A 25,197-nucleotide genomic window follows, 5' to 3' on the forward strand; every position below is an offset into this window, starting at 1 on the left:
GCTCTGCTAAGTCGGCTTCAAGACGACGTATAGGGCCTGACGCCTGCCCGGTGCCTGAAGGTTAAGTGGAGGGGTGCAAGCTCTGAAATGAAGCCCAGGTAAACGGCGGCCGTAACTATAACGGTCCTAAGGTAGCGAAATTCCTTGTCGGGTAAGTTCCGACCTGCACGAATGGCGTAACGACTTCCCCACTGTCTCCAGGACATGCTCAGCGAAATTGAATTCTCCGTGAAGATGCGGAGTACCCGCGGTTAGACGGAAAGACCCCGTGCACCTTTACTGCAGCTTCAGAGTGGCAGTGGACAAGAACTGTGTAGCATAGGTGGGAGGCTTTGAAGCATTGGCGCCAGCCGGTGTGGAGCCATAGGTGAAATACCACCCTGTTGTTGTCTACTGTCTAACCTCGTACCGTGAAACCGGTACAGGGACCCTCTGTGGCGGGTAGTTTGACTGGGGCGGTCGCCTCCTAAAGAGTAACGGAGGCGCGCGAAGGTGGGCTCAGGCCGGTTGGAAACCGGCTGTTAGAGTGCAATGGCATAAGCCCGCCTGACTGCGAGACTGACAAGTCGAGCAGAGACGAAAGTCGGTCATAGTGATCCGGTGGTCCCTCGTGGAAGGGCCATCGCTCAACGGATAAAAGGTACGCCGGGGATAACAGGCTGATAACCCCCAAGAGCTCATATCGACGGGGTTGTTTGGCACCTCGATGTCGGCTCATCACATCCTGGGGCTGGAGCAGGTCCCAAGGGTTTGGCTGTTCGCCAATTAAAGTGGTACGTGAGCTGGGTTCAGAACGTCGCGAGACAGTTTGGTCCCTATCTGCCGTGGGCGTCGAAATTTGAGAGGAGTTGACCCTAGTACGAGAGGACCGGGTTGAACGTACCTCTGGTGTACCTGTCGTCGTGCCAACGGCGCAGCAGGGTAGCTATGTACGGACGGGATAACCGCTGAAAGCATCTAAGCGGGAAGCCTCCCTCGAGATAAGATTTCTCAGGACGGTCGAAGACCACGACCTTGATAGATCGGATGTGGAAGCGCGGTAACGCGTGAAGCTAACCGATACTAATCGTCCTATTCGCGCTTGAGAGCACACACCCCCAACAACAGCGTTGGAACGCAGGTGATGACACCTCAACCAGACATGAAAGTGCATCGATTTGAACCAGATCCTCCCGGCCACAAAGCCGGGCAGGACACATGTGCAGGCTCCATTGCCTGGTGGCCATAGCGTCGGTGAACCACCCGATCCCATCCCGAACTCGGACGTGAAACCCCTCTGCGCCAATGGTACTATCGCTCAAGCGATGGAAGAGTAGGTCGCCGCCAGGCATTGCAGCTCGCACACACAAAGAACCCATCCACAAACCCTCAACACCTCGGCGCGGGGTGGAGCAGCCCGGTAGCTCGTCAGGCTCATAACCTGAAGGTCACAGGTTCAAATCCTGTCCCCGCAACCATCTTGATTTGCAACGCCTCGGAAGCCACCGCTCCCGGGGCGTTTCGTATATCTCCGCTCGCGGTCAGCTCCAGCATCGACGCCAACTCGCCCCGCAATTCGATTGTCAGGTCTCCGCCCTCGGGTGTCAGGACCACTGCTTCAATGAGCGCGCGGATGCGCTCGAATGCCTGCGCGCGCAGTGCCTCGTCCTCGTAGGCGGCGGTGAGCTTGGTGACCTTTGCACGATAGATGCGGCCGAGATCCGGATGGAGCAGCGACTTGGCTGCGTCCGGAGGCTCGGCGGCAGCGAGCGCCTCGATCAGCACGGTACGTCGCGTGCCGAGCCTTTGCAGCTCTTCGACGAACAACGCCGGATCCACGCCTTTGAGGATTGCGGCCTTGGCGTGCATGATCTGCTGGTCGACTTCGGTGAGTTCTGCCTCGTGCTCGGGTCGCGTGGTGATGCAGGCCTCTTCAAGCCGGCGGGTCTCTGCTGCATATTCCTCGAGGAATGCCGCGACCACGTCGTTGCGCAGCATGGCGGTGGTCAGGCCTTTCAGCACCCTCGCGTCTAGCGCATCCTGCCTGATAGTCAGGCGATTGTCGCACCAGGTCGGACCCTTCTTGGCCGCGCCCTGGCAGCCGAAGCGATGCTGACCGGATTTGGCGTAGCTTGCGCCGCATACGCCGCACGTCATCTTGCCGGTCAGCAGGTACTTCGGCCGCTGCTGAGCAAAATAGGGGCGGGCGGCAGCGGCCGGTTCCATACGGGGGCCACGCGCAAGGGCTGCCTGCCGCGCCTTCACGGCCTGCCACAACGCGTCTGGTACGATGCGAAGGTCTGGGGCGGGGACAAGGCTCTTGGCGGCGTCAGCGCCGTTGATGAAGGCGTGGCGCTTCCCGCTGTCGGGGTTCTTGCGGTAGGTCTGCTTCCCGTACGGCCGCTGGGCGATGTACAATTGGTTGTTGAGGATGCCGGTGCCGCGTGCGGCGTTCCCGGTCAGCGTGTTGGGCGTCCATGCAGCAAGTTTGATTCGGCCTTTGCTGGGGCGTCCGCCGCGCGGGGAGGGTACGCCTTCGGCATTGAGGCGGCGGGCGATGGCGACAGGGGACAGACCGGCGGCGTAATCCTTGTAGATCCGCACCACGACGGCCGCTTCTGCGGGGACGATCTGCTGGAGGCCGCGGATCCGCTCGCCATTTCCGTCATAGGCGACCCGAGTTTCATAACCGTAGGCCGAGCCACCCGGATTGCGGCCCATTGCATGGCGTCGGACCAGCGCGTCGCGGGTCTTCTCGCTCGTCGCGCTCAGCTGCTCGGCGTTGATCGTGCCCATCATGCCGATGTGCAGCGGAGTGACCACGCCTTCCTTGCGCGTCGCCAGGATGATGCCGCGGAAGCGTAGCCGTTCGAACAGCGAGGCGATGTCAGCCTGACTGCGCGACAGCCGGTCCATCGCGTCGGCGTAGACGATGTCGATATCGCCCGCCCGGACCGCCGCCAGCAGCGCCTGGATGCCGGGACGGTGCAGCGTCGCAGCCGACTCCGCGGCGTCCGTGAAGCACGCCACCTCGCTCCATCCCTGCCGCTCGATCTCGCGCCGGCACATCATCAGCTGCGTCTCGATCGACAGCATGTCCTGCTTGTCCGTCGAGAAGCGCGCATATACCGCGCAGCGCATCGTTTTTCCTCCTTCGATCTCGATCACGCTTCCGACGTTTGGTCCGACTTCTCGGACTTCTTGCCTGCCGCCACGCGCTCGGCGTGATGCTGCCTTGCGACGTCGCGCGCCAGCAGCCGCGCCAGCGCGATGGCGTGTTCGTGCAGCGGGGAAGGCGGCTTGGCTGGCATACAGGCCACGTGGAGAGCGCCAGGCCACAGCGTCTCCAACCTGCCCACATTGTTGCAGCTTCTCTCAGCTCGCTATTGGTCGCCGACTGCTCATATGCTGCGGATGAGTTGCCGTAAGAAAAGCGCCTGGCCAAGAAATTCACCCTGCAGCCAGTTACCTCTGTAGGCCGTAGCGACCCAGAAGCGATCACTCAGCGGGTCATCCCGGCCTTCCAGCTTCGGACGCTCGTTAATCTAGGCAGTCGACGCCTTTGAGCCTTCATTTCAGGCGCCGTCCCGATCTTGTAGCCTGTAGCAAGGTGCAGCGCTGTCGACGACCCCGCAGGTTCGCTCGTCATGGGCGGACAGCTATGTCCTACCCTTCCCGGGTTTCCGGCAGGTGCATTCAGTTTGGCGGTGCCCGTTAAAGGCATCCAGCCGCACCAAGGAACCGGCCGGGAGCTATCGCAATTTATTTACCGATGTTTCTTTATGTTGCCCCGGAATAGCAAGGGCAGACAGCCGTGAAGAACCTCAGGATCAGCTCCAAACTGATGGTCGTCTTTGGCATCCTACTGGGATCGCTACTGATCATGACCGCCACCTCGATCTTCAGCCAGCGGGCGCTGAATGAGAAGGCGGAATTGCTAGGCCATGACCGGAGAGACAAGCTGGTAGCAGTTGCAGCGCTCGACACGGCGACATCCGACTATCGCAATGCCGAGGCAACCAGCATTTTGTCGCAAGAGGCTGCTGAGATTTCCGAGTCGGAGCTTGACGCCTCCGCGCAAGCTGCCAGCATCGTCAAGAACGAAGCCTTTCTCGATCGTGTACTCAAGAACCCTAGTGCACGGGCAACCTTCGCTAAATTTCAAGGTGATTGGAGGGCGTACCTTCTTCAGTCTCAAAGAACTCTGCAACTTTCCCACGTTAACCACAACGAGGAAGCGCTTGCGAGCTTTCGGGCCAGCAAGCAGGAATTCAGCCAAGCGAGTGCCGACGCCAGCAAACTTAAATCGATACAAGTTAGCCTGATGGACGGTGACATGGCAGATGCCAATGTCACTTACACGATTTCACGCAATATCTCGCTCGTTCTAGCCGCAGTGGTTATCGCGCTGGCCATAGCTTTGCTCATATCCCTTATTCGGGGCATCGCTCGGCCACTCGCAGCTATGACGACCGCGCTTGGTCACCTAGCTTCAGGTAACTTAGAAGCGGCCGTTCCTGTCGATAAACGGCGTGACGAAGTGGGTGATCTCGCTGACGCGATGGTGACTTTCCGCGATCAATTGTCAGCAGCAGAACGCTCAAAGCAAGAGCAGGTCAACCTCATTGTCGGTAGCGTTGGTAGCGGGCTTGATGCTCTCGCCCATGGCGATCTTACCGTTCGGATTGAAACCGATCTCACCGGTCCGTTCGCCAAGCTTAAGGACGATTTTAACAACGCAATGACCGCGGTCGCAGGAACGCTCACTGCGGTGAACGCGAGCGCGGCAGGTATATCCAATGGGGCAAGCGACATACGGCAAGCGTCAGACGACCTGTCGCAGCGCACCGAGCAACAAGCCGCCTCGCTGGAGGAGACCGCCGCGGCGATGCACGAGATCACGGAGACAGTTCGAGAGACCGCCGCTAACGCGAACCGCGCGAACGACGTGGTCCGTGTGGCCCGGACTGATGCAGAGCAATCTGCCGACGTAGTCCGACGTGCAGTGGAAGCCATGAACGGCATTGAGCGGTCGTCTAGCGAGATCAGCGAGATCATCGCGGTCATCGACGGTATCGCGTTCCAGACCAACCTGCTGGCGCTCAATGCCGGCGTTGAGGCGGCGCGCGCGGGCGACGCCGGCAAGGGCTTTGCGGTCGTTGCCTCGGAGGTGCGAGCGCTTGCACAGCGATCTGCCGACGCCGCCAAGGACGTAAAAAGCAAAATTAGCGCATCTACAGAGCAGGTTGATGCAGGCGTTGAACTCGTCGGACAAGCTGGCGATGCGCTAACCAGAATCACGGGCCGGATTGGTGAAATTAGCGGCCTGGTCTCAGACATCGCCGCAGCAGCTGAACAGCAGTCGACCGGTCTTCAGCAGGTCAACACGGCTGTCGGTGAGATGGATGGCGTGACCCAGCAGAACGCTGCGATGGTCGAGGAAGCCACCGCTGCAGCACGCAGTCTCGCTGAGGAAACCGAAAATATGTCGCGGCAGGTAAGCCGCTTCCGGCTTTCGGAGCGTCCAAGTTCGAGCGCTTCGGCCTCTCCCGTGCATCAGTTGCAGGAGCGCGCGGCACGGGCCGGGATCAGGATCGCAGCGAACTCTCGAAGCAAGAGGGCGAGCACTGCTGCCGCTCAAGATGAATGGTCAGCGTTTTAAGGCAACATGATGAGCAACTTCGACCGTCGCATCACCGACGAATCTGCTGCCGACCGCCATCTCAAGGAATCGATAGACCTCTCCGTTCGAGCTCAATGCTTGCTTCTGGATCTTGCTGAACTCGAAGCAAAGTTCGGCGAGTTTATAGCCATCATAGTTGAGCAGTACGAAAGCCAAAAAGGATGAACTAACGGCTCACGTGGCTAGCGATCGAAGGCACCCGGAACTTGATTGACACGAGGCAGTCGCCGCTCGCATCTTCTACCACGCCGAACGCGGGAACGCCGGCAGCTATCGACCAGTAAGCCCATCCAGAAGGCACGGCATGGCTAATCTGGATCTTGGCATGGTGGCTCCTTCGCTTACGTTGTCGACTTCGCCCTTCGTGGCGCAGGTATTCAATGGAAGCTAGCACTTCTCCGCCATAGCGGCTGACGCCACGCCAGACAGGGCCATCGAGCAGCACTTTTCGCGCAATTGGACCCAATTCCGGCTATTCCAGCCCTGTTTCCCAATCCCCAACTTCAGTCGTTCATTCATGCCAGCAGTGTACATGGTGCCAGACGACGTCCCTTTTCGCTCCAAGCGATTTGAATTTTAAAACTCTGCATATCGCGCGGCCGATTGCCTTTGCTCGTTCATTTTCCCCGCCGATTTAAGTAGTCAGCCGCAAGCATGCTGCGACTGACCACCCCTGCGGTTTAGTTGCTGTCGGAATCGTCATCATCGGCGATGATGACGATTCCAGCAATGACGGCAGCAGCAGCCACCGCGATCGCAAGCCCGCCGCCCGCAAGCTCGTTCTTCTTCTGCGATGAGGTGCTCGCCCGTACCGACTTGGCCACCGACAGGGCCGCGGCAGGATGGGAGACCGCAGCCAGCGATGGCGATGCGACAAGTGCCGCGGCGGTCAAGACGGTCAGAAACCTGGCAATCATAGAATACTCCTTTGTCGACGAAGACGGCGTGATCACCCGAGGCCGGGAAACCGCCGGACGATAGACGGAGCCAAAGGATGACGGCCTTGGCCCGCTTTGTCTTTTTGACGCGAAAATTCGCGATGACGGGCAAGGGTCCGACCAGACGGCTCCGTCCTGGCAGCAAACGACATAGCGAAAAGGGATTCACGTGCGTCGACTGCTTGCCTCCACCAGCCTCGGTGCAATGCTCGTTGCGAGTACCGCGGTGGCACAAACGACGATTGACACGCGGCAGGCCGCCCCCGTACGCACCTCCACCATCAAGGCGGGCGCGCGCGACAGCATCAGGATCGGTGCCAGCGGATCGGTCGTCCCGACGGGCGGGGTCGCGGTGACGATCGACAGCGACAACACGGTCGCCAACGCTGGCACGCTGCAGGTCACCGGCGCCAACGACGCCACCGCCATCCTCGCGCAGGACAATGTCCGCAGCGACATCGCCAACAGCGGCAAGTTGATCGTCGACGAAACATATGTGCCGGCCGATACCGACAAGGACGGTGACCTCGACGGGCCATTCGCGCAAGGCGCGCGCCGCTTCGGCATCCGCACCGCCGGCCGCTTCAACGGCAACATCGCCAACAGCGGCGAGATCACGGTGAAGGGCAACGATTCCGCCGGCATCTTCCTGGGCGGCGCGACCTCCGGCAACGTCACTCACGACGGCAAGACCACGGTCACGGGCGATCGCGCAACGGGCATCCGGCTGGACGCGGTCACCGGCAACGTAACGCTGGGTGGCACGATCGCCGCGATCGGCAAGGACGCGGTCGGCGCGCGCCTGGACGGCGACGTCGGTGGGGCGCTGACCGTTCAGGGCGCGATCGGCGCGAGCGGCTATCGCTACACCACCCCGCCTCCCAACACCGCGAGGCTCGATGCCGACGACCTGCTGCAAGGTGGATCGGCCCTGATGGTGGCGGGCAACGTCGGCGGTGGGATCGTGCTCGGCAACGCCACCGGCAAGGTCGCCGACGTGGTGAGCCTCGGCGCCGCGCCCGCCTTCCAGATCGGGGCCGTCGATCGTGCCGTGACGATCGGTGCGGTCGCCGGCCGGACCCCCGCGGCCGGCCTGGCGATCGACGGCAAGGTGACCGGCAACGGCCTTTACGGCGGCGTGGCCGGCAACGCCTTGGCGATCGGCGGTCGCGGCGGCACGGTCACGATCCAGGGCGGCATTGCGGTCGGGGGGACGGTGCAGGCTGCGGCAGGCGGCGCCGGTGCGACCGCGATCCGCCTGGGGTCAGGGGTGAGCACGCCCGAACTGCGCAACACCGGCACGATCTCCGCCGTCGCGACCGGGGCGGGCACGCCGGCGAACGCGATCCTGGTGGACCGCGGCGCGACGCTCCCGGCGATCCGCAACAGCGGAACGATCCGCGCCGGTGCCGGCGATACCGCCTTAGCGATCCTAGATCGGTCGGGCACGCTGGCGCTGGTCGAGAACAGCGGCGCGATCCTGGCCAGCGGTGGCACCAGCAACGTCGCCATCGACCTGTCGGCCAACACCGGCGGCGCGATCGTGCGCCAGGTCGCCGGCGCGAGCGGGGCAGCGGCACCAACGATGACCGGCGCGATCCGCTTCGGCGCCGGCAACGACGTGCTGGAGGTGGCCGCCGGAACGATCGCGGGGGACATCGCCTTCGGCGTCGGCAGCAACCGCATGACGATGACGGGCACCAGCGCGTACAACGGCACCCTCACCGCCGGAAATGGTGCCGACACGCTGGCGATCGGCGACACGGCGCGCTTCGTCGGGACCGCCGATCTCGGCGGCGGGGCGGACCGGCTGGCGATCACCGGCAAGGGCGTGTTCGCCGGACGGCTGCTGGGGGCTACGAACGCCGCGGTCACGGTTGCAGCGGGCGGCGGCACCTTCGCGCCGGCGGGTGCGACGACAATCGCTTCGCTCGATCTCGGCGCACAATCGACGTTGAGTGTCGGTTTGGACCGCGCCAACCCAGCGGCCAACCTGATCCAGGTGACCGGTTCGACCGCGATCGGTGCCGACAGCAAGCTGGCGCTTCGCGTCACCGGCGGCGCGGATGTCGTGGGCCGCTACGTGGTGCTGCAATCGGGGTCGTTGAGCGGTATCGGCAACCTGTCGCTGACGACCGAGAACGTGCCGTTCCTCTACAAAGGCACGCTGCTAACGACGCTTCCCAACCAGATCGCCGTCGACGTCGCGCGCAAGGCGACCGGCGAACTCGGTTTCAACCGGGCGCAGGCGCGCGCCTTCGACGCGATCGACGTGGCGCTCGGCAGCGACGTGAAGGTTGCCGCGGCGATCCGCGGCATCTATGACGGCAACGCCTTCCGCGGTGCGGTTGACCAGATGCTGCCCAACTATGCCGGCGGTGTGTTCGAGGGCGTGACGCTCGGCTCGCGCGTCGCCGCGCGCCAACTGGCAGAACCGGCCGGCGCGTTCACCGAAGAGGGCCGCTGGGGCTTCTGGCTTACGCCGCTCGGGTGGGATTCGTCCAAAGCGACGCGCAGCACGCTGGCCTACGACGTCAACGGCTGGGGCGTCAGCAGCGGGTTGGAGCGCAAGACCGACATCGGCAACATCGGCGTGTCGCTGGCCTATCTCTCGGGTCGTAACAGCGAAGGTGTGGCCCTGAACCGTATCGATCACCGGCAATATGAGATGGCCGGCCATTGGCGGGGGCATTGGGGCGGTGTCGCCGCCAGCGCACGCGCATCGGCCGCATGGATCTCGTTCGACGGCGTCCGCCGCTTCGACGGGAAGGTGGGCAATGAGGCGATCAGCCGCAGCGCCACCGCTGACTGGAACGGCCAGCTCTATTCCGGTGCCGCCACCCTGTCCTACGAGCGGATGATCGCCCGTCTCAGTCTGCGCCCGACGCTGGCGCTGGATTATTACCGACTCAATGAGGATGCCTACCGCGAGCAAGGCGGTGGTCGCGCGATGGACCTGACGGTGCGTGAGCGGACGAGCGACGAACTGGCGCTCACCGCCAGCCTCGCGGCCGGGCTTAATATCGGCGGCTCCAACCGTTATGATCAGTGGACCCGCCTGGAAGTCGAGAGCGGCTGGCGCGAGCGGGTCGCCGGTGCGGTCGGCGCCACCACCGCCAGCTTCGCGGGCGGCACGCCGTTCACGCTCGACCCCGAGGCACGTGACGGCGGCTGGGTCGCCAAGGCGCGTGCGATAACCGGTACCACCGAGGTTCGGCTGAGTGGCGAGGTCGCCGCCGAGCGCCGTTTCAGCGACGTGGCGCTATCCGCACGCGCCGCCCTCCAGTTCGCCTTCTAGGCGAAACGCACATGATGCCCCCCGTCATGTGCGGACCAGGGGAGCTCCACCCGTCCCCCAATGGGTGGAGCTCCTTCTCTCTTGGCGTCGCGGCGGCTAGGGATGCCCTGTTCCCGCGACCATCATCAGTGAAGCCTATGTCCCCGACCGGGCTCGAAGCCGTCTATCTTGCGCATCGTGACCGATTGGTCCGCTTCCTCGCGGCGCGTGGCGCCGGGGACGCCGCAGAAGATCTGGTGCACGATTTGTGGATCAAGGTATCGGGGCGACCGACCGGACCGATCGACAATCCGCTGTCCTATCTCTTCCGCGCCGCCGACATGCTGATGATCGATCGCCACCGCGCCCGCACCGCCGCGCAGGCGCGCGACATCGCGTGGATGGAATCGGGCAACGACGAGACCATAGCTGGCGAGCGCGTGGTCGATGCGCGGCAGGAGATGGCGCGGGTGGCGCGAACGCTCGCGTCACTCGGGCCGCGGCGGGAGGCGATATTCCGCCGCGTACGGATCGACGAAGTGCCGCAGCGGCAGGTTGCCGCCGAGCTCGGCATCAGCATCAGCACGGTGGAGGCCGACCTGCGCGTCGCCTGCCGCGCGCTTGCCGCATTGAAGGATGAAGCATGACCGGATCGCAGCATGACGGGGCGGTGGAAGACGCCATGGACTGGGCGGTACGTGTCGCCGACCGCGACTTCACCGATTGGGATGGTTTCACGCGCTGGCTGGAGGCGGATCCGGCGCATGCGGCCCGCTACGATGCCGAGGTCGCGGCGCTGGCCGCGGTCGAGGCGCACGTCGCACGGCTGCCGCCCGCCCCAATCGCCGCGGCCGTGCGCCCCGCGCCGGCGCGCTCGCGACGTCCGCTGCGCTGGGCCGGCGCGGCGGTCGCTGCGGCGCTGGCCGGTGTGATCGGACTTCATGCATGGCAGGATCGGGCGCAACCCTATGCGGTGGAGACCGCCGCGGGCGAGCGGCGGCTGGTAGCGCTGGGCGACGGCAGCAGCATCGTCCTGGCCGGCGGCACGCGCGTCACGCTCGATCGCGCCGACCCGCGGCGTGCGGGTGTGGAACGTGGCGAGGCGCTGTTTCGCATCCGCCACGACACGGCGCATCCGTTCCGTGTCATGGCCGGCGATCTCGCGCTGACCGATCTTGGGACCGTCTTCGACGTGAAGCGCGCTAGCGCGCTGACGCGTGTCGCGGTGGCGGAGGGGGCGGTACTCGTCGACCCGGACGGTGCGGCGCTCCGCCTCGATCCGGGTCAGGCGGTCAGCGCCACGGGCGACCGCCTGACCCGCAGCGCGACCGAGGTCGCCGATGTCGGCGCGTGGCGCGACGGGCGGCTGGCCTATGACGCCGCGAGCCTCACCGAGGTTGCGGCCGACCTGTCGCGAGAGCTGCGGCGTCCGGTCAAGGTCGTGCCGGCGATCGCGGCCCGGCCGTTCCGGGGGACGCTGGCGCTGGCACGATTGCGCGACGACCCAGTGACGCTGGGCATGCTGCTGGACGTGCGCGTTCGCAGCGATGCGGCCGGGTGGACCCTGGAGCCGCTCGAATGACACTGTTTGGCGCGGCATGTCGCGTCACGGGCGTGGCGGCGTTGCTCGCCGCCGCGCCTGCCGCCTCCCAGACGTTCGCCATCGACCTGCCGGCGGGCCCGCTGGCACAGCAGGTGATGGCGCTCGGGCGGTTGGCGCGGATCAGCGTCGTGGTGCCCGATCGGTCGTTGTGGCGGCGCAGGGTGCCGGCGCTGCACGGCCGCTATGACGCCGCCGCTGCCCTTGCAAGCATCGCACGCGCTGGCGGCGGCCGCGTCGAACCGCTCGGGCTCGGAAGCTGGCGTCTCGTGTCACATGGCCACAGCACCGCGTCACGTGTGCGGCCCGCCGATCTGCCCCCGCCCGCCCCAACGGTCGCCACCGACGATGTGATCGTCACGGCCAGTAAGCGCGACACGCTTCGCAGCCGCTTCGCTGGCGACACACAGCGGATCGGGGGCGCTGATCTCGAACTCGGCGGTTCAGGCGGGACCGAGCGGCTGACCTCACGGCTGGCAAGCGTCGCATCGACGTATCTGGGCGCCGGGCGCAACAAGCTGTTCATCCGCGGCATCGCCGACTCAAGCTTCACCGGACCGACACAGGCGACGGTCGGGCAGTACCTCGGTGACCTGCGGCTGAGCTACAATGCGCCAGATCCCGACCTGCGTCTCGCCGATCTTGCCGCCGTCGAGGTGCTGGAGGGGCCGCAGGGCACGCTATACGGTGCCGGTTCCCTCGGCGGTGTGATCCGGCTGGTGCCCAACGCGCCCGATCTGTCCGGCAGTTATGGTGCGGCAACGCTCGGTGGTGCGCTGACCGGGCACGGCGCCGCCAGCGCCGACGCCGAGGCGATGCTAAACCTGCCGCTGGTTGGTGACCGGTTGGGCATACGATTGGTCGGCACCGCCGCGAGCGAGGGCGGCTATATCGACAAGCCGCTGCTGTCCCGCACCGATGTGAACCGCACCCGCATCCACGGCGGTCGCGCCGCCGCATTGCTGCGTCTGGGTGATGGTTGGACGGCCGAACTGATCGGGGTTGGCCAGCGCATCCGCGGCGAAGACAGCCAGTATGCCGATCGTGACGCTCCATCCCTGACCCGGAATGCAGCCGTCACGGAAGGCTTCGGCGCCGACTTCGTGCAGGGGCAGTTTGTGCTGTCGGGCCAGCTTGGCACCGTGCGGCTCCGCTCCACCACCGGCGTCACCGTACACGATCTTTCCGAACGCTACGACGCCACGCCGGAAGGCGGCAGCCCGCAATTGTTTAGTCAAGACAATCGCACGCGGATGGCCGCCAACGAGACCCGACTGTGGCAGTCAGCCCCTGACGGCTCGGGTTGGCTGACGGGGTTCAGCTACGTGCGCAACGACACGAGATTGCGGCGCCTGTTCGGTGCGCCGGACGCCCTGCGCCCCACCACGGGCGTCAGCAATCGCATAGCTGAGACAACCTTGTACGGAGAAGGCAGCATCCGGTTACTGCCGGGGCTGCTCACGTCCGCCGGGCTGCGCGTCACCCGAACCAGACTTGAGGGAGGGGGCGAGGACATCGCAGCGACGGTGTCACCCGCGACCGTACGCGGGATGTCCGCCAGTCGCAGTCAAACGATCGTGCTGCCCGCGGCTTCGGCGCTGATCGACCTGACGCCCGGCACGAACCTCTTCCTCCGTTACCAGCAAGGTTTCCGCCCGGGCGGTATCGCGATCGATGGCGACCTTGTTCGTCAATTCCGCAACGATCGTGTCGCCACCATCGAGGCCGGAGTACGGGCGGGCCGGCCGGGGCGCGACCACGGCGACGTGGCGATCACCGTCGCCCACACGGCCTGGCGCGACATCCAGGCCGATTTCATCGACCCATCCGGGCTGCCGACCACTGCCAATATCGGCAATGGGCGTTTGTGGACCGTCGAGGCGACTGCCGGCGTGTCACTGAACACGGCACTGCGCCTTGAGGCGAGCGGGACGTTCAACGACAGCATCATCGACGAACCCTCCCAAACACTGGTGCTTGCGCTGTCCGCCGACGCATCGGCCGATTATGCCGCCGCCCGCGCCCAGATACTGGCGCGCTTGCGGCAGATCCCGAATATCGCGCGTGTCACCAGCCGGATCGGTGCCAGCTACGTGGGGCGCCTTGGCAGCAAGCGCCCGGTAAAGGTCGATGGCTGGCTCCGCTACGTGGGCCGTTCGCGGCTTGGCATCGGGCCGCTCCTTGGCCAGGCACAGGGCGATTATTTCGACAGTGGTGCCACCGCACGTATCGGCTTTGGTGCGGTTGGATTGACGGCCGGAGTAACCAACCTGCTGGATCTTCGCGGCAATCGCTTTGCGCTCGGCACGCCCTTCGTCACCGGGCGCGATCAGGTCACCCCGCTTCGACCGCGAACCATCCGTATAAGCATCGACACGACCTTTTAATGCTTTGTTGAGCAGGGCGGCGGCTAACAACAGAAAATGACTTCTTGAAAGAGAAGCAGACGACAGACCCACAATGCGACGTTCAGCCCGCCCTTCACGGTTCCAGACTTCGGACGTCCGTTCAGCTTCGTGTTCTTGTGAATTAAGCTGCATCTACTGCGGTGGATGATCAGGTTGCAGGTAAGTCGGCCCGCGCGACCCGGACGGCGGATCGAGCACGAAGCGCGGGTACGAGAGAACCAAGCCTGTGTTCGGCAACTTCACGCTTTGTACCCCGCCAGACTGTCGGGTTCGAGCCGCACCGCCAGTTCCTGCCAGCGAGCCGAAGCCGTAATCACGGACCACGTTGCTGAAGAGCACGGCGGACGAGTAGGTCAGCGGCCCGATCAAAACCGTGACCTTGCCCTTGAAGTGGAGCTGGTCGTCGGCAACCGGCTGGGTGGGTGTCTCAATCGAACCAGCAGTCACCGATCCGGTCCGTTCACGCTTTAAATAGGTCGAGCCCTGCTTGTACGGCCGTGTCGCGATGTATCGGAGGATACCGTCCTTCCACATGTCGTCGTCGCCACCACCGTTGGCGCTGACATCTATGACAAGGCGGCTCGCGCCAACAGCCTTCACCCGGCTAAAACAATCGTGCGTGAACCTAAGGTAGCGCGCCTTGTCCTCCCAGACGAACGACGCAACCGTCAGCTGCGCCGTTCCATCCGCATCAATGCGGCACGCGAACAGTTGGTCGAAATCGGCATCTCGCTGGAGGATCGCCGGAAGTGCGTGCCCGGCCACGACGTGCTGCTTACCAGGCCCGCTCAGGACCAGATCATACGCGCCCGGCGTTCCGTACAGCTTGGCGAAGAACAACCACCAGCGCTGCGCTAGCAGTGCCTTGCGGAAGGCCGGCGTGTCTCCGTGTACCCTTCTTAGTAGAGCGCGGGCTATCGCACGCGCATCGCGCCCGTCGATGCGCACAATGCGGCGACCCGCCAAGGGTGTGGCCGCTCCGCCCAGTGTAGCAGTGATGACCGGAAAGCCCTCTGCATCGAGCCTGACCTCGAACGGGAAGAAGCCTGTGCCTTGCCGGATCAACTCCGCACTCTGCCCTCGCCAGTCGGGCAGACCGATGAACAAATGGCCGTCTGCCAGCACGGGGTTAAGCTGCGCCAGTGTGGTCCAGGCTTCAGCCTGGTTCATGGGATGGTCGAGCTGCCGCCTCACCTTCTCGCCTTCGTGCTCCAGCTTCGCCGTCGTGACCGAATGGCGAACGTTGGGATGCTGATGTTCGATGGTGTCGAGCGCGAAGCGAAGGTCTGCTTGCAGTGAAACAGCATCGTAGATCGGAGCAGCGGTCGCGTTCGTCGGAGTGGCGAGCAGTGCCAGGGCAGTCGAGATGAGGGATGATCCGATACGCAGCGCCAATACCGCTCTACCTTTAAAGCGTTTCCATCGGGGCACCTTCCCCAACACGATTCGTTGAAATATATGGGTCACCAGGATGGCGCCAACCAGGATTGCGACGGGCCAGGACAGGCCTGCGACCCAATGTCCCGCCAACGTGCCAAGGAGCCAGTTGAGAGGCAGCGCAACGGACACCAGGCGCACGATGCCCGATCCGGCCGAGCGGAGTTCACGCAGGTTGAGGTTCAGGCCACCCTCGAAGACAATGATTGCGACCGCCATTCCGATCGCTGGTCGCATCACTTCTCCGAGTGCTGCCGATGGATGGATCAGGCCACCGATCGGACCCAGCAGCGCACCGATCGCCAGAAGCGGAATGATGGCGGGCAGTCGAAGCCTCCAGCCGAGCCACTGTCCGAAGACGCCAGCTACGGCGATGCCGATCACCAGCAGCAGTATAGTATTCTCCAATGCTTCCCCCGGCCGTCGTCGGCGCGTAAAAGGCCGACACGCCTACCATTCGCACATCAGGATCGTTGCCGACTATGATCCACAAGGGTGCGGCTCGACCGGCTTCGGCCATGGCGGGATGCTCGGCAGCGCTGCTCCGGCTGTATATCGCATCGCTGCCGGGGACGTGCTAATTCGCGTTTGGCTCACGTCAACGATGCTGCGAGCCTGGAGGCGACGCCATGCCGATAGACGAGTATCGGGTTGCAGAGCGGACCGACCTTGGCGGCTCCAAGTGCTGGAGCCTGTGGTCGGACGGGAAACAACGCTGGATCGATGTTGTCTACCGGGATCGACGTGAAGCCGTGGCAATGCTGGCCCATCTGGTTGCTACCGCAGATCGGCGGAACCGACATCGATACGACCCCGCCGCATGAGCGACCTGTCGAAAGCATGGCTGGGCCTCTACCTCGACTGCTGGAGGCTGGGATCAGAGGCCGCTACGGTGATGACGCTGCGGATGCAGCGCATCGCGGGCGGCGGGCTGATGGGAGCAGCGGAGGCCGAGCTGATGGTGGCCGAAAAGGTAAGCGCCGCCATGGAACTTCAACGCAAACTCATGACCGGGGCGCTCGGCTCGACACCGCTTAGCGGATCTCAGGGGATCGTACGGCATTATCAGCGGAAGGTGGCGGACAACCACCGGCGGTTGAGCCGTGCGAGGTGAAATCCGTCCCTCATGGCGAAGCGGTAGCATCGGCATAGATCAAGATTGCCCGACACCACCGTCGCCAAACCGCCCGGGCGGCGTTCGCTCCAGCCATTCCTTCGTGATCAGCAGCAGGGCGGCCATGATCACGGGGCCGACGAACAATCCGACGAGACCCATCTCGGCGAGACCGCCGAACGCGCCGATCAGCGCCATGAGGAACGGCAGTTCGACGGCGCTGCCGATCACGCTCGGCTGCACGACGTTGTCGCCGATCGTCATGACGAAGGCGGCGAAGCCGAACAGCAGCCCGCCGGCGAGGATGTGGTCGGTACCCATCAGGATGAGGCTCGCAAGACCGAACGCCGCCCAGGCACCGAACGGGACGAGCGCGAGGATGATCGTGAACGTCGCGAAGAGCAGCGGCTGGGGCACGCCGGCGACAGCATAGCCGACGCCGATGATCGACCCTTCGAGGACGGACACCAGGATGGTGCCGTTCACCGTCGCCCGGACGGCGCCGGTGATGCGCTCGACGAACTCGCCACCGAATTCGCCGAACATGCCGACGGCGATCAGCTTCGCCTTCTCGGCAATCTGCGCACCTCGGGCGAGCAGCGACACCAAGGCGAGGAGCGTCACCAGGAACAGAGCCGACTCGCGCGCGACCTCGCCGCCGATCGATCGGATCCAGGCGATCACGGAGGTCGCACTGATCGTACCGAGAAGCGAGTGCGCAGCCTTCGCATCGCCGACATGCTGCTGCCAATACGTGGCGACGCGACCGCCGATCAGCGGCAGCCCTGGCAACCAGGACGGCATCTGGATGCCGTTTTGCTGAGCATGGTTCAGCCAGGCCAGCGCGGTATCGCTCTCCTGTGCGAGGGACACCGCCGCAAGCGAGAGCGGCAGGATCACGAGGAGCGCGGTCGCGATGGTGAAGCTGAAGGCTAACCAGCCGGCCTTGTCCGGATATCGGCGGAGCGCGCGTCGGAACAACGGCCACTCCGCGATGGCGAGCACGGCCGCCCAGGCGATCGGGGTCAGGAACTCCAAAGCCACCCATATCGACAGCCCGACGATGGCCACGGTGAGCCAGACCTGCCGCTGACGGATACGGTCGGCTAGAGCCACCGGATCGAGAGCCGGATCAGGGTTTCCAAGAGTCATGCAGTCTGCATCCATCGGTTGTGCGTCGACGCTACGCCGATGGTCGGCATGGGTCCACAAGCGAGGCGGTGATCCTTCCGTCTCAGTACAGATTGAGAGGATGCGCGATTGTCGCAGGCCTGCCGCCAGACGGCGTCATCGCTCGTTCATTCCGTACGCATGAAAGCCAGTCGCTAGTTGGAGACGAACTATGCTGATCCTCGCCATGCTTCTCGCCGCACCTTCGCCGTTGCTGCCACCCTGTCGAGCGGAACGCCTCCGCTTGACGCTCGATGGCCGGGACGGTGAATTCAACGGCATGTCGCATTCCGGTACGGAGCTCTCGATCAGGAATACCGGACCGGACTGCATCCTGGACGCTCTGCCGAACGTGCAGATTCTCGATGCGCGGAACCGGCCGTTGCCAGCAGTCCGTCATTCGCCTCGCGGAATGCACCCTGGTCCCGTTATCGTCCCGATCCGGCTTGCCGCCGGCCACCGTGCGACGACCGCCATCCGCTGGGTCGCCGGCCCCGTCTTCGACCAGAGTCAGAGCGTTCGGGCCACCAAGTTGCGGGTTGGGATCGGGACGGGGACGCTCACGACGCGGATGACCGCCACCCTCTATGGAGAGCGCGGCCAGCGTGTCACGTTCGAGCAGCCTCCACTGCGGGCCGTCGAAGGCATGCCTGCGAACTGAGGCAGTCCGATGAAGACACTGACGATCAGGGGGCGCTCCATCCGCGACATCCCCTCGTTCTACGCCGAGATCAACCGCGTCTTCATGGCGGGCGAGGACTGGAAGCTGGGCGAGAGCCTCGACGCCTTCAACGACCTTTTGTTCGGCGGCTATGGTGCGATCGCGGGACCAGAGCCTGTCGAGCTCGTCTGGGAGGACATCGAAGCGAGCAGGGTCGCGCTCGGCATCGACACGACCCGCGCGCACCTTCTGGGGAAGCTGCGGCAGCCCGAGCGGTACAGCGTGGCCGTCATTCAGCAGCAGCTGGATCGACTGGAGGGACGCGACGGATCGACCTACTTCGACACGATCCTCGACATCATCCGTGAGCATCCCAACCTGAAACTTGCCGGACGGTGACGTCAGCAGGCCGCCGTCACCTCGATCCGCCCGTTCGCAGTGCATTCTAGGCGCCCCGATCTCGACCATCGGTTAGCTCACCAGACGGCCATGGCTCTATGTCCATGCTCCGCTCCCAGAGCACTGAATCGTACATCGCGGACGCTGAAGCCAGCGTCCTGCTTCTCGTTCTGCCTTACGTACCGCGGCACGTGTCGATGACGATCCCGCGGAACCATCGGTGTACAGGATCAACATACATGCGCGGATGCCACATCGCCGAGATGGCGATCTCCGGCGTCGGCACGGGAAGGGGAAAGGCAATCAAGTCACGAAGAGCGGGGTTGTCGCTCTGAAAGCTCAAGCCCGGTACGAGCGCGATCAGGTCCGTCGCTCGTGCGATCCGAAGCGCATCGGAGAAGCTCGGCACCACCACCATCGTCCGTCGTGACAGCCCGACCTCGGCGAGCGCCGCGTCGACTGGGCCGGAGAACACGCCACGCCGGGATGCCGTGACATGCCGGCACGCCGCATAGCGCACCGCGGTTATCGCCTCCGACAGCAACGGGTGGTCCGAGCGCGCGGCGCCGACGAACTGGTCGCGGAAGAGGAGCTTGAGGCACACCTCGGGCGCTGAGGTTCCGACGACGCCCACCTCCAGATCGATCTCGCCCTCGCGCAGCGGTCCTGCATCCTTGTCGGGCTTTGGCGCGAAGCGCAGGCGCGCCCGCGGTGCAGCGAGCGTGAGGGCCGCCACAAGCGGTGCCGCGAACATCTCCACGAAGCCCTCGCTGGCGCGGATGACGAACGTGCGCTCGATCGAGGCGAGGTCGATGTCCCCGGCCTGCGGACCGAGGACGATGCGGGCATCACGTACGAGGTCGTGGACCGGATCGCGCATCGCCAGCGCCCGCGGCGTCGGCACCAGGCCACGCCCGGCGCGAACGAGCAGCGGATCGCCGGTCGCATCCCGAAGACGGGTCAGCGTGCAGCTCATGGCCGAAGGACTGAGCCCGAGCCTTCGCGCCGCGGCGGAGACGCTGCATTCGGCGAGCAGCATGTCCAGCGCGGTGAGGAGGTTTAGATCGAGGTCCGACATCCTTTGACAATGCCCGAAAGCGCGATCGGAACACAGGCGTCAGACGCAAGGATAGAATGCGTCCAATGCGTCTGGCGCGTGCCAAGCAGGGCGGACATATCGATGGGACAACATCATCGGAGCTTCCCCCATGATCCAATCCTCTCCAAATCCGGCGGGCGGCACGATCCTCCTCATCGGCGCATCGCGCGGCATCGGCCTCGGCATGGTCGGCGAATTCGTCAGACGCGGCTTGCACGTGATCGCCACCTGGCGCGGGACCGCCGGAGCCGACTTGCACGCCTTGGCCGACGCGCATCCAGACCGGATCGAGGTCGAGACGGTCGATATCGACTTGCCCGAACAGGTCGCCGCGCTCCGCGATCGGATGGCATCCCGCACGTTCGAAGCATTGTTCGTCAACGCCGGCACCGCGAACATGAAGGACGAGATCGCCGGTGAGATCGCGAGCGAGGAATATGCCCGCGTGCTGGTGACGAACGCGCTCGGCCCGATGCGGGTGATCGAGGCGTTCCAGGACCTCGTCCTTCCCGATGGCCTGATCGGTGTCATGTCGTCGGGTCAAGGTAGCATCGCCAACAACGGCAACGGACTGCACGAGGTCTATCGGAGCAGCAAGTCGGCACTGAACCAGCTCGTGCGCAGCTACGCCGCGCGTCATTCCGTCGATGCACGCGCGCTGGTGCTGCTGGCACCCGGCTGGATCAGGACGCGGCTCGGGGGTCCCGGCGCGCCGTTCGGCGTCGAGGAGAGCGTGCCGATGCTCGTCGACGTCCTGCTCGGCCGGCGGGGCAAGCCGGGACTCGCCTTCGTCGATCGCGACGGGAATACCGTGCCGTGGTGAACGACCGGTCCATGACGCTGATCGGGATCGAGGAGCATTTCCTGACGCCGGAGGTGGAGGCCGCCTGGCATTCGATCGGTCTCGACGCGACCGATCCCAGCGTCGGCTACCATGCCGGTTCGATCGGTCGACGGCTGTGCAATCTGGCCGACGAACGGATCGCACTGATGGATGAGACCGGTCTCGACGTGCAGGTTCTGTCGCTGACGACGCCCGGCCTGCATGATCTAGGACGGGACAGCGTGGACCTGGCGCGGCGCACGAACGACGTCCTGGCGGAAGCGGTGGCGAGGCATCCGGCCCGCTTCCAGGCGCTCGCGACCCTGCCAGTGGCGATGCCCGATGAGGCGGCCTTGGAACTGAAGCGCTGCGTCTCCAAGCTCGGTTTCAAGGGCACGATGCTGTGCGGGCGGGTCAGTACGCGCAACCTCGATGATCCTTCGTTCGCGCCGGTGCTCGACTGCGCCGCTCGGCTCGGCATGCCGGTGCTGCTGCACCCGCGCACGCCGCCGCCGGCGGTGCGCGACGCATATTACTCCGGCCTGTCGCCGGTGCTCGACGCCGCGTTCGCGACGGCAGGTCTCGGCTGGCCCTACGATGCGGGCATCCAGTTCCTGCGGCTGCTCCTGTCCGGCACGTTCGACCGGTTGCCGGACCTCCAGGTGATCCTCGGCCATTGGGGCGAGCTGGTGCTGTTCTATGCCGAACGCCTGGCGGTGATGGACCGCTTCGCGGGTCTCAGACACCCGATCGCACACTATCTCCGGCACAACCTCCACGTCACCGCCAGCGGCATGTTCCTGCCTGCGTATCTCGAGAGGGCGGTTGCGATCGTCGGGGCGGACCGGCTGCTGTTCTCGACCGACTATCCCTACCAGTACCGCCCCGACGGCGATGCGCGTCGCTTCCTCGCCGAGTGTGGGTTGAACGAGGCGGACAGCGCAGCCTTCGCCAACGGCAACTGGCTCCGGCTGACCGGGAACGGACCAGCGTCCAGCCCGCACGACGCTCGACGGTTGCAAGGGTGAGAACATGACCGGATCACGAGGGGCATTGAGCCGTGCAGTCGCGCGCATGGTCGCCAGGCGCGCCACGGTCGTCGCGATCGAGCGACTGGCGGACGGGTTCATCGCGATCACCCTGGAAGCGCCCGGATTCCGCGGCGCGGCCTGGACGCCGGGCGCGAAGATCCAGGTGGCGATGGGATCCGTCTTCGACACACGGACCTACACGCCGATTGGTTGGGACGCGGAACGGGGACGGACCCGGATCATCGGGTTCCTGCAGGGGCCAGGGCCGGGATGCGCGTGGCTTCGCGACGCCCGGACCGGCGACACCTGCGACGTCCTCGGCCCCCGCCATTCGCTCGATCTGCGCAGACCGCAGGGCCGGATCGCCTTCTTCGGTGACGAGACTTCGCTGGGCCTCGCCTACGCGGTTTCGCGTGATGCGCGCTGCTCCTGCCATCTGGAGGCCGGCAATGCCGCGGTGATCCGACACCTCTTTGCGGAATGGGGGCTGCACCGTGTCGACGTCGTGGCCCGTATGCCCGCTGACGTCCACCTCGACGCATGGATCACCGCACTCCCCGCGCTGGTCGAAGACGGCGCGACCTTCGTCCTGACCGGAAGGGCGCAGACCATCCAGCGGCTCAAGGATGGGCTGAAGCTGCTCGGCGTCCCATCCGGTCGAACCATGACCAAGGCGTATTGGGCGCCGGGCAAATCTGGGTTCGACTGATGTGATTCCGTCCCTTGCGACCCGGCACGGCGACGGGTAGCTGTCGATCGTCGCGAAAAACGACGGCGCGGGTCAACCAGACCAACGTCTGTCGCGCATACGCCGGCGATGTCGAGGCATTGCCGACCAGCGTCTCCAACCATCATGCGCGCCGGGAGGACCGGCGCGTAGACAGGAGCGCGAACATGAATCACACCATCGGCATCATCGGTGCGGGCCTCGGCGGCCTGACGCTCGCGTCCGTCCTCCACCGGCATGGGATACACGCCACGATATTCGAGGGCGAGGCGTCCCCCTCCTCTCGGGCTCAGGGTAGCCTCCTCGACATACATGAGCACGGCGGCCAACGAGCGCTCGCGGCGGCTGGCCTCCACGAGGCCTTCCTGCGCCTCGCGCGCCCGGGGGAGGATGCAAAGCGCGTCGTCGACAAGGACGGCAGGCTTCTATTCGACAAGGCGGCCGACCCCTCGTCGCCGCGCCCCGAGGTCGATCGCGGTGCCATTCGCGCGATGCTGATCGGATCGCTGCCGGACGGAGCGATCCGCTGGGGCTGCAAGGCGACCGCGCTGACCGCAATCGGCGAGGGGCGGCACGAGATCGCATTCGCCGACGGTACTGGCGCGACGGTCGATCTGCTGGTGGGGGCCGATGGCGCCTGGTCCCGGGTGCGGCCCCTCCTGTCCACCGAGAGACCGATCTATTCGGGCACCTGCTTCATCGAGATCGCGTTGACCGATGCCGTGAGGAACGCGGCGTCGATCGCCGCGATTGGCAGCGGCACCCTGATGGCTGTCGCGCCGGGCATGGGGATCATGGTCCATCGCTACCCGGACGGGACCGCGCGTGGCTATGCGGCGCTCAACAGGCCGGAAGAGTGGATCGGCACCATCGACTTCACCGACCCGGCAGTGGGGCTCGCCCGGATCGCCGACGAGTTCGACGGGTGGGCGCCGGCTTTGACCGCATTCATCCGCGACAGCCGGACCGATCCGGTTCCACGGCCAATCTTCACTCTTCCCGTCGGCATGTCGTGGTTGCGGAGGCCGGGCGTGACGCTCCTCGGGGACGCCGCCCACCTCATGTCGCCGTTCGCCGGCGAAGGCGCCAACCTCGCGATGGAGGACGGTGCCAGGCTGGCGGAGGCGATCATCCGCTTCCCTCATGACCTCGAGGCGGCTCTGGCCTCCTACGAAGACGAACTCTTCCCTCGCGCGGCGGCCGTTGCTCAGCTCTCCGCGGACAATCTCGTACGCTTCTTCGGCTCCGATGCTCCCAAGAGCGTAGTCGAGCTCTTCGGTGGGCTTCCCATACGAGATCCGGACTTGGAAGATTGACGACCCCGTTCGATGCGCAGGGATCGCGCGGGTTTGACCGCCGTGCGATCACTCTCGTCGTCATCGAGCGGAGGCGTATTCGATCGCCGCCGCCCGATGCAGTAACTGGTGGCCGATGCGATACCGTCAATCGCCCTGACCGAGCCTCGGGCGTTCGCGAACATAGTCCGCGAGCGTCCGGGTAGGTCGACGCGATGGACGGTACCGGCCACCACGCCCACAGGCGGGGGCGTCTGCTGCCAGAAACCATCCGAAGGCAAGACCGTCGGACTTCCCCCGCCTCGATCCGCCGAACCGACGCATCCGCCCGTCATGAGGCTTAGGGCTGGTGCGTCAGAGCGCGTTCGACGTCGGTAAGTCGCTGGTTCATCCGATCGGCGTCCGCGCGGTCGATGGTGCCGTTCACGGCCTGAAGATGACCCGCCTCGGTCTGCACCTGACCAACGGCAAGATGCATCTTCGCCGCTTCCTGGCGGGTTGCATGACGCCCCTTGATCGCAGCGTCGATGCGCTTGTTCAACGAAGCGGCCCGATGCTGGAGATAGTCGCTGTCGCTCTCGTTGGCGGCCTGTGGCTGGGGGGCGGCGCGGCGACACACGTCCATTGCGATCGCGTCGAGTTCGCGGTCGAACGACGCGAGCTCGCCGGCGCTGAGAAATCCCTGGGCCTTGGTGTAGCGGTTCGTACCGGTCCTTACCGCTTCGACCCGACGGTAGAGCTGGTCCGTGGCCGCCTGGGTCAGACGACGCGCCTTCCGGGCCGTGCTCAGGTCCGCTTCGAGGATGTTGGCCCTCACGGATACATGGGCCTGTCTCGGGTCCTTGATCAATCCGCCGACCTCGCCTTTGAGCGCGCGCTGCGCCTTCAGATCGCAACTTGGATATGCCTGTGCCGACGCCTGTGCATTGGCAGCTGACGCGCTCAGTACCATTGCGGTGGCGATCAAGACCTTCATCGTAGACTCCTGTGATACGCTGACGATCAGCGTGGAGGTGCCTCTACGCGCAGCCGACTGAACTGGTCCTGTCACCCCTGCTGATTTGATCGTCCGTCGTCATCACGGCGTTTCTCCTATCGACGGTTCTAGCGGACGTGTCGGCCAGGAGCCGCGGTGATTGCAGCTCGTTGTTCCATCCGTCCTGAAAGGCTGACGTTCCGTCTGGCTTCCAAGCGAGATGGCGTCATTGGTCCATGGACCACAGATCTCGGCAAAGCTGATCCCGATGGCAAGCGTCCGTTTCGTGAGCATTTCTCGTTGTCTTGCCATCCCTGCACGTCAGCAAAGTCCCAATAACCAACCAATGTTGCGAACGCAACGCAATAGCCTATAGGGCGGTCGCGCTATAAGGGGTGCGACTATGAAACTATCAATGCGAACGGCATGTGCCACAATCGCCATGTCCGTTGTCCTTGCGGCGCAGGCACAGGCACAAGAGCAGGCACGTGCGGCCGACACCGATCAGGAGATCGTCGTCACGGCGCAGCAGCAGCGTGCGCAGGTGACCAGCGAGGGCTCGCTTGGCGCGCTCGGTTAG

The 25,197-nt window shown here is 64.9% G+C and carries 22 protein-coding genes, 1 tRNA gene, 2 rRNA genes and 1 pseudogene (1 of these 26 running past the window's edge); 18 read left to right on the top strand and 8 right to left on the bottom strand.

The genetic code is table 11. The features are described from left to right. The 4 genes from PGN16_RS06295 to PGN16_RS06310 all read left to right on the top strand — a co-directional run. A 23S ribosomal RNA gene (locus PGN16_RS06295) occupies positions 1 to 1,086 on the top strand; it begins 1,737 nt to the left of the window's first position. A gap of 128 nt (positions 1,087 to 1,214) precedes the next feature. Then, positions 1,215 to 1,329 (top strand): 5S ribosomal RNA (gene rrf / locus PGN16_RS06300). Between the two features lie 51 nt (positions 1,330 to 1,380). Beyond that, positions 1,381 to 1,457, top strand: a tRNA-Met gene (locus PGN16_RS06305). 247 nt (positions 1,458 to 1,704) lie between these two features. Beyond that, positions 1,705 to 2,013: a hypothetical protein gene (locus tag PGN16_RS06310; protein ID WP_335308557.1), complete on the top strand. Its 309-nt coding sequence runs from the start codon at positions 1,705 to 1,707 to the stop codon at positions 2,011 to 2,013. Between the two features lie 36 nt (positions 2,014 to 2,049). On the opposite strand, the pseudogene PGN16_RS20195 reads toward PGN16_RS06310, so the two are convergent. Both PGN16_RS20195 and PGN16_RS06320 read right to left on the bottom strand, forming a co-directional pair. After that, positions 2,050 to 3,120: pseudogene (locus PGN16_RS20195) on the bottom strand (recombinase family protein); the annotation flags it as partial. A gap of 23 nt (positions 3,121 to 3,143) precedes the next feature. Further along, on the bottom strand, positions 3,144 to 3,299 hold the full coding sequence (locus tag PGN16_RS06320; RefSeq protein ID WP_335308559.1) for a hypothetical protein: 156 nt from the start codon (positions 3,297 to 3,299) through the stop codon (positions 3,144 to 3,146). A 494-nt stretch (positions 3,300 to 3,793) separates the two neighbouring features. Between PGN16_RS06320 and PGN16_RS06325 the strand changes: the two genes are divergently transcribed. Together PGN16_RS06325 and PGN16_RS06330 are read left to right on the top strand one after the other, a co-directional pair. Continuing rightward, positions 3,794 to 5,641 carry a methyl-accepting chemotaxis protein gene (locus tag PGN16_RS06325; protein ID WP_335308560.1) on the top strand — a complete coding sequence of 616 codons (1,848 nt, stop codon included), beginning with the start codon at positions 3,794 to 3,796 and terminating at the stop codon, positions 5,639 to 5,641. Positions 5,642 to 5,650: 9 nt separating this feature from the next. Continuing rightward, positions 5,651 to 5,827, top strand: coding sequence for a hypothetical protein (locus tag PGN16_RS06330; protein ID WP_335308561.1), 177 nt, complete (start codon positions 5,651 to 5,653; stop codon positions 5,825 to 5,827). A 515-nt stretch (positions 5,828 to 6,342) separates the two neighbouring features. On the opposite strand, the gene PGN16_RS06335 is transcribed toward PGN16_RS06330, so the two are convergent. Continuing rightward, positions 6,343 to 6,579, bottom strand: a complete 237-nt coding sequence (locus tag PGN16_RS06335) for a hypothetical protein (protein ID WP_335308562.1) — start codon at positions 6,577 to 6,579, stop codon at positions 6,343 to 6,345. Positions 6,580 to 6,769: 190 nt separating this feature from the next. On the opposite strand from PGN16_RS06335, the gene PGN16_RS06340 reads away from it, so the two are divergent. From PGN16_RS06340 to PGN16_RS06355, 4 genes are all read left to right on the top strand, one after another. After that, complete coding sequence (locus tag PGN16_RS06340; RefSeq protein WP_335308563.1) at positions 6,770 to 9,898, top strand: autotransporter outer membrane beta-barrel domain-containing protein; 3,129 nt, start codon at positions 6,770 to 6,772, stop codon at positions 9,896 to 9,898. A gap of 137 nt (positions 9,899 to 10,035) precedes the next feature. Continuing rightward, positions 10,036 to 10,524 (top strand): RNA polymerase sigma factor, encoded by a 489-nt coding sequence (locus PGN16_RS06345; RefSeq protein WP_335308758.1) that lies wholly within the window; start codon positions 10,036 to 10,038, stop codon positions 10,522 to 10,524. After that, positions 10,521 to 11,459, top strand: a complete 939-nt coding sequence (locus PGN16_RS06350; RefSeq protein WP_335308564.1) for a FecR family protein — start codon at positions 10,521 to 10,523, stop codon at positions 11,457 to 11,459. The genes PGN16_RS06345 and PGN16_RS06350 overlap by 4 nt, the downstream gene beginning before the upstream one ends. Beyond that, complete coding sequence (locus PGN16_RS06355) at positions 11,456 to 13,864, top strand: TonB-dependent receptor (protein ID WP_335308565.1); 2,409 nt, start codon at positions 11,456 to 11,458, stop codon at positions 13,862 to 13,864. Before PGN16_RS06350 ends, PGN16_RS06355 begins: the two co-directional genes overlap by 4 nt. A gap of 153 nt (positions 13,865 to 14,017) precedes the next feature. Here the strand turns inward: PGN16_RS06355 and PGN16_RS06360 are convergent, their stop codons facing one another. Then, the gene (locus tag PGN16_RS06360; RefSeq protein ID WP_335308566.1) at positions 14,018 to 15,706 is read right to left on the bottom strand and encodes a S41 family peptidase; all 1,689 of its coding nucleotides are present in this window, start codon (positions 15,704 to 15,706) and stop codon (positions 14,018 to 14,020) included. A 209-nt stretch (positions 15,707 to 15,915) separates the two neighbouring features. Next, positions 15,916 to 16,125: a hypothetical protein gene (locus tag PGN16_RS06365; RefSeq protein WP_335308567.1), complete on the bottom strand. Its 210-nt coding sequence runs from the start codon at positions 16,123 to 16,125 to the stop codon at positions 15,916 to 15,918. A gap of 17 nt (positions 16,126 to 16,142) precedes the next feature. On the opposite strand from PGN16_RS06365, the gene PGN16_RS06370 reads away from it, so the two are divergent. Beyond that, positions 16,143 to 16,436 carry a hypothetical protein gene (locus PGN16_RS06370; RefSeq protein ID WP_335308568.1) on the top strand — a complete coding sequence of 98 codons (294 nt, stop codon included), beginning with the start codon at positions 16,143 to 16,145 and terminating at the stop codon, positions 16,434 to 16,436. Positions 16,437 to 16,475: 39 nt separating this feature from the next. Here PGN16_RS06370 and PGN16_RS06375 read toward each other — a convergent pair whose 3' ends face one another. Further along, positions 16,476 to 17,648, bottom strand: a complete 1,173-nt coding sequence (locus tag PGN16_RS06375) for an AI-2E family transporter (RefSeq protein ID WP_335308569.1) — start codon at positions 17,646 to 17,648, stop codon at positions 16,476 to 16,478. 130 nt (positions 17,649 to 17,778) lie between these two features. Here PGN16_RS06375 and PGN16_RS06380 point away from each other — a divergent pair, with 130 nt between their 5' ends. Together PGN16_RS06380 and PGN16_RS06385 are read left to right on the top strand one after the other, a co-directional pair. After that, complete coding sequence (locus PGN16_RS06380) at positions 17,779 to 18,267, top strand: DUF4232 domain-containing protein (protein WP_335308570.1); 489 nt, start codon at positions 17,779 to 17,781, stop codon at positions 18,265 to 18,267. A gap of 9 nt (positions 18,268 to 18,276) precedes the next feature. Further along, entirely contained in the window at positions 18,277 to 18,666 is a 390-nt protein-coding gene (locus PGN16_RS06385) for a barstar family protein (protein ID WP_335308571.1), read from the top strand. A gap of 175 nt (positions 18,667 to 18,841) precedes the next feature. On the opposite strand, the gene PGN16_RS06390 is transcribed toward PGN16_RS06385, so the two are convergent. Then, entirely contained in the window at positions 18,842 to 19,744 is a 903-nt protein-coding gene (locus PGN16_RS06390) for a LysR family transcriptional regulator (RefSeq protein ID WP_335308572.1), read from the bottom strand. A 130-nt stretch (positions 19,745 to 19,874) separates the two neighbouring features. On the opposite strand from PGN16_RS06390, the gene PGN16_RS06395 reads away from it, so the two are divergent. The 4 genes from PGN16_RS06395 (at position 19,875) to PGN16_RS06410 (ending at position 23,662) form a co-directional block, all read left to right on the top strand. Beyond that, entirely contained in the window at positions 19,875 to 20,588 is a 714-nt protein-coding gene (locus PGN16_RS06395) for an SDR family oxidoreductase (RefSeq protein WP_335308573.1), read from the top strand. An 11-nt stretch (positions 20,589 to 20,599) separates the two neighbouring features. Further along, the gene (locus PGN16_RS06400) at positions 20,600 to 21,616 is read left to right on the top strand and encodes an amidohydrolase family protein (protein WP_335308574.1); all 1,017 of its coding nucleotides are present in this window, start codon (positions 20,600 to 20,602) and stop codon (positions 21,614 to 21,616) included. Positions 21,617 to 21,641: 25 nt separating this feature from the next. Continuing rightward, entirely contained in the window at positions 21,642 to 22,328 is a 687-nt protein-coding gene (locus tag PGN16_RS06405) for a siderophore-interacting protein (RefSeq protein WP_335308575.1), read from the top strand. Between the two features lie 185 nt (positions 22,329 to 22,513). Continuing rightward, positions 22,514 to 23,662 (top strand): FAD-dependent oxidoreductase, encoded by a 1,149-nt coding sequence (locus PGN16_RS06410; protein ID WP_335308576.1) that lies wholly within the window; start codon positions 22,514 to 22,516, stop codon positions 23,660 to 23,662. 319 nt (positions 23,663 to 23,981) lie between these two features. Here PGN16_RS06410 and PGN16_RS06415 read toward each other — a convergent pair whose 3' ends face one another. Then, the gene (locus tag PGN16_RS06415; protein WP_335308577.1) at positions 23,982 to 24,617 is read right to left on the bottom strand and encodes a hypothetical protein; all 636 of its coding nucleotides are present in this window, start codon (positions 24,615 to 24,617) and stop codon (positions 23,982 to 23,984) included. 442 nt (positions 24,618 to 25,059) lie between these two features. On the opposite strand from PGN16_RS06415, the gene PGN16_RS06420 reads away from it, so the two are divergent. Beyond that, positions 25,060 to 25,197, top strand: a complete 138-nt coding sequence (locus tag PGN16_RS06420; protein ID WP_335308578.1) for a hypothetical protein — start codon at positions 25,060 to 25,062, stop codon at positions 25,195 to 25,197.

Source organism: Sphingomonas phyllosphaerae (assembly GCF_036946485.1).
GTDB classification, from domain to species: Bacteria; Pseudomonadota; Alphaproteobacteria; order Sphingomonadales; family Sphingomonadaceae; genus Sphingomonas; species Sphingomonas phyllosphaerae_E.

Excerpts from the sequence above, each read along its gene's own strand:
- PGN16_RS06310 (WP_335308557.1), top strand. The coding sequence starts at position 1,705 with ATGGAGCAGCGACTTGGCTGCGTCCGGAGGCTCGGCGGCAGCGAGCGC.
- PGN16_RS06330 (WP_335308561.1), top strand. The coding sequence starts at position 5,651 with ATGAGCAACTTCGACCGTCGCATCACCGACGAATCTGCTGCCGACCGC.
- PGN16_RS06335 (WP_335308562.1), bottom strand. The coding sequence starts at position 6,579 with ATGATTGCCAGGTTTCTGACCGTCTTGACCGCCGCGGCACTTGTCGCA.
- PGN16_RS06345 (WP_335308758.1), top strand. The coding sequence starts at position 10,036 with ATGTCCCCGACCGGGCTCGAAGCCGTCTATCTTGCGCATCGTGACCGA.
- PGN16_RS06350 (WP_335308564.1), top strand. The coding sequence starts at position 10,521 with ATGACCGGATCGCAGCATGACGGGGCGGTGGAAGACGCCATGGACTGG.
- PGN16_RS06355 (WP_335308565.1), top strand. The coding sequence starts at position 11,456 with ATGACACTGTTTGGCGCGGCATGTCGCGTCACGGGCGTGGCGGCGTTG.
- PGN16_RS06365 (WP_335308567.1), bottom strand. The coding sequence starts at position 16,125 with ATGTCGGTTCCGCCGATCTGCGGTAGCAACCAGATGGGCCAGCATTGC.
- PGN16_RS06370 (WP_335308568.1), top strand. The coding sequence starts at position 16,143 with ATGAGCGACCTGTCGAAAGCATGGCTGGGCCTCTACCTCGACTGCTGG.
- PGN16_RS06380 (WP_335308570.1), top strand. The coding sequence starts at position 17,779 with ATGCTGATCCTCGCCATGCTTCTCGCCGCACCTTCGCCGTTGCTGCCA.
- PGN16_RS06385 (WP_335308571.1), top strand. The coding sequence starts at position 18,277 with ATGAAGACACTGACGATCAGGGGGCGCTCCATCCGCGACATCCCCTCG.
- PGN16_RS06390 (WP_335308572.1), bottom strand. The coding sequence starts at position 19,744 with ATGTCGGACCTCGATCTAAACCTCCTCACCGCGCTGGACATGCTGCTC.
- PGN16_RS06395 (WP_335308573.1), top strand. The coding sequence starts at position 19,875 with ATGATCCAATCCTCTCCAAATCCGGCGGGCGGCACGATCCTCCTCATC.
- PGN16_RS06400 (WP_335308574.1), top strand. The coding sequence starts at position 20,600 with ATGACGCTGATCGGGATCGAGGAGCATTTCCTGACGCCGGAGGTGGAG.
- PGN16_RS06410 (WP_335308576.1), top strand. The coding sequence starts at position 22,514 with ATGAATCACACCATCGGCATCATCGGTGCGGGCCTCGGCGGCCTGACG.
- PGN16_RS06415 (WP_335308577.1), bottom strand. The coding sequence starts at position 24,617 with ATGAAGGTCTTGATCGCCACCGCAATGGTACTGAGCGCGTCAGCTGCC.
- PGN16_RS06420 (WP_335308578.1), top strand. The coding sequence starts at position 25,060 with ATGTCCGTTGTCCTTGCGGCGCAGGCACAGGCACAAGAGCAGGCACGT.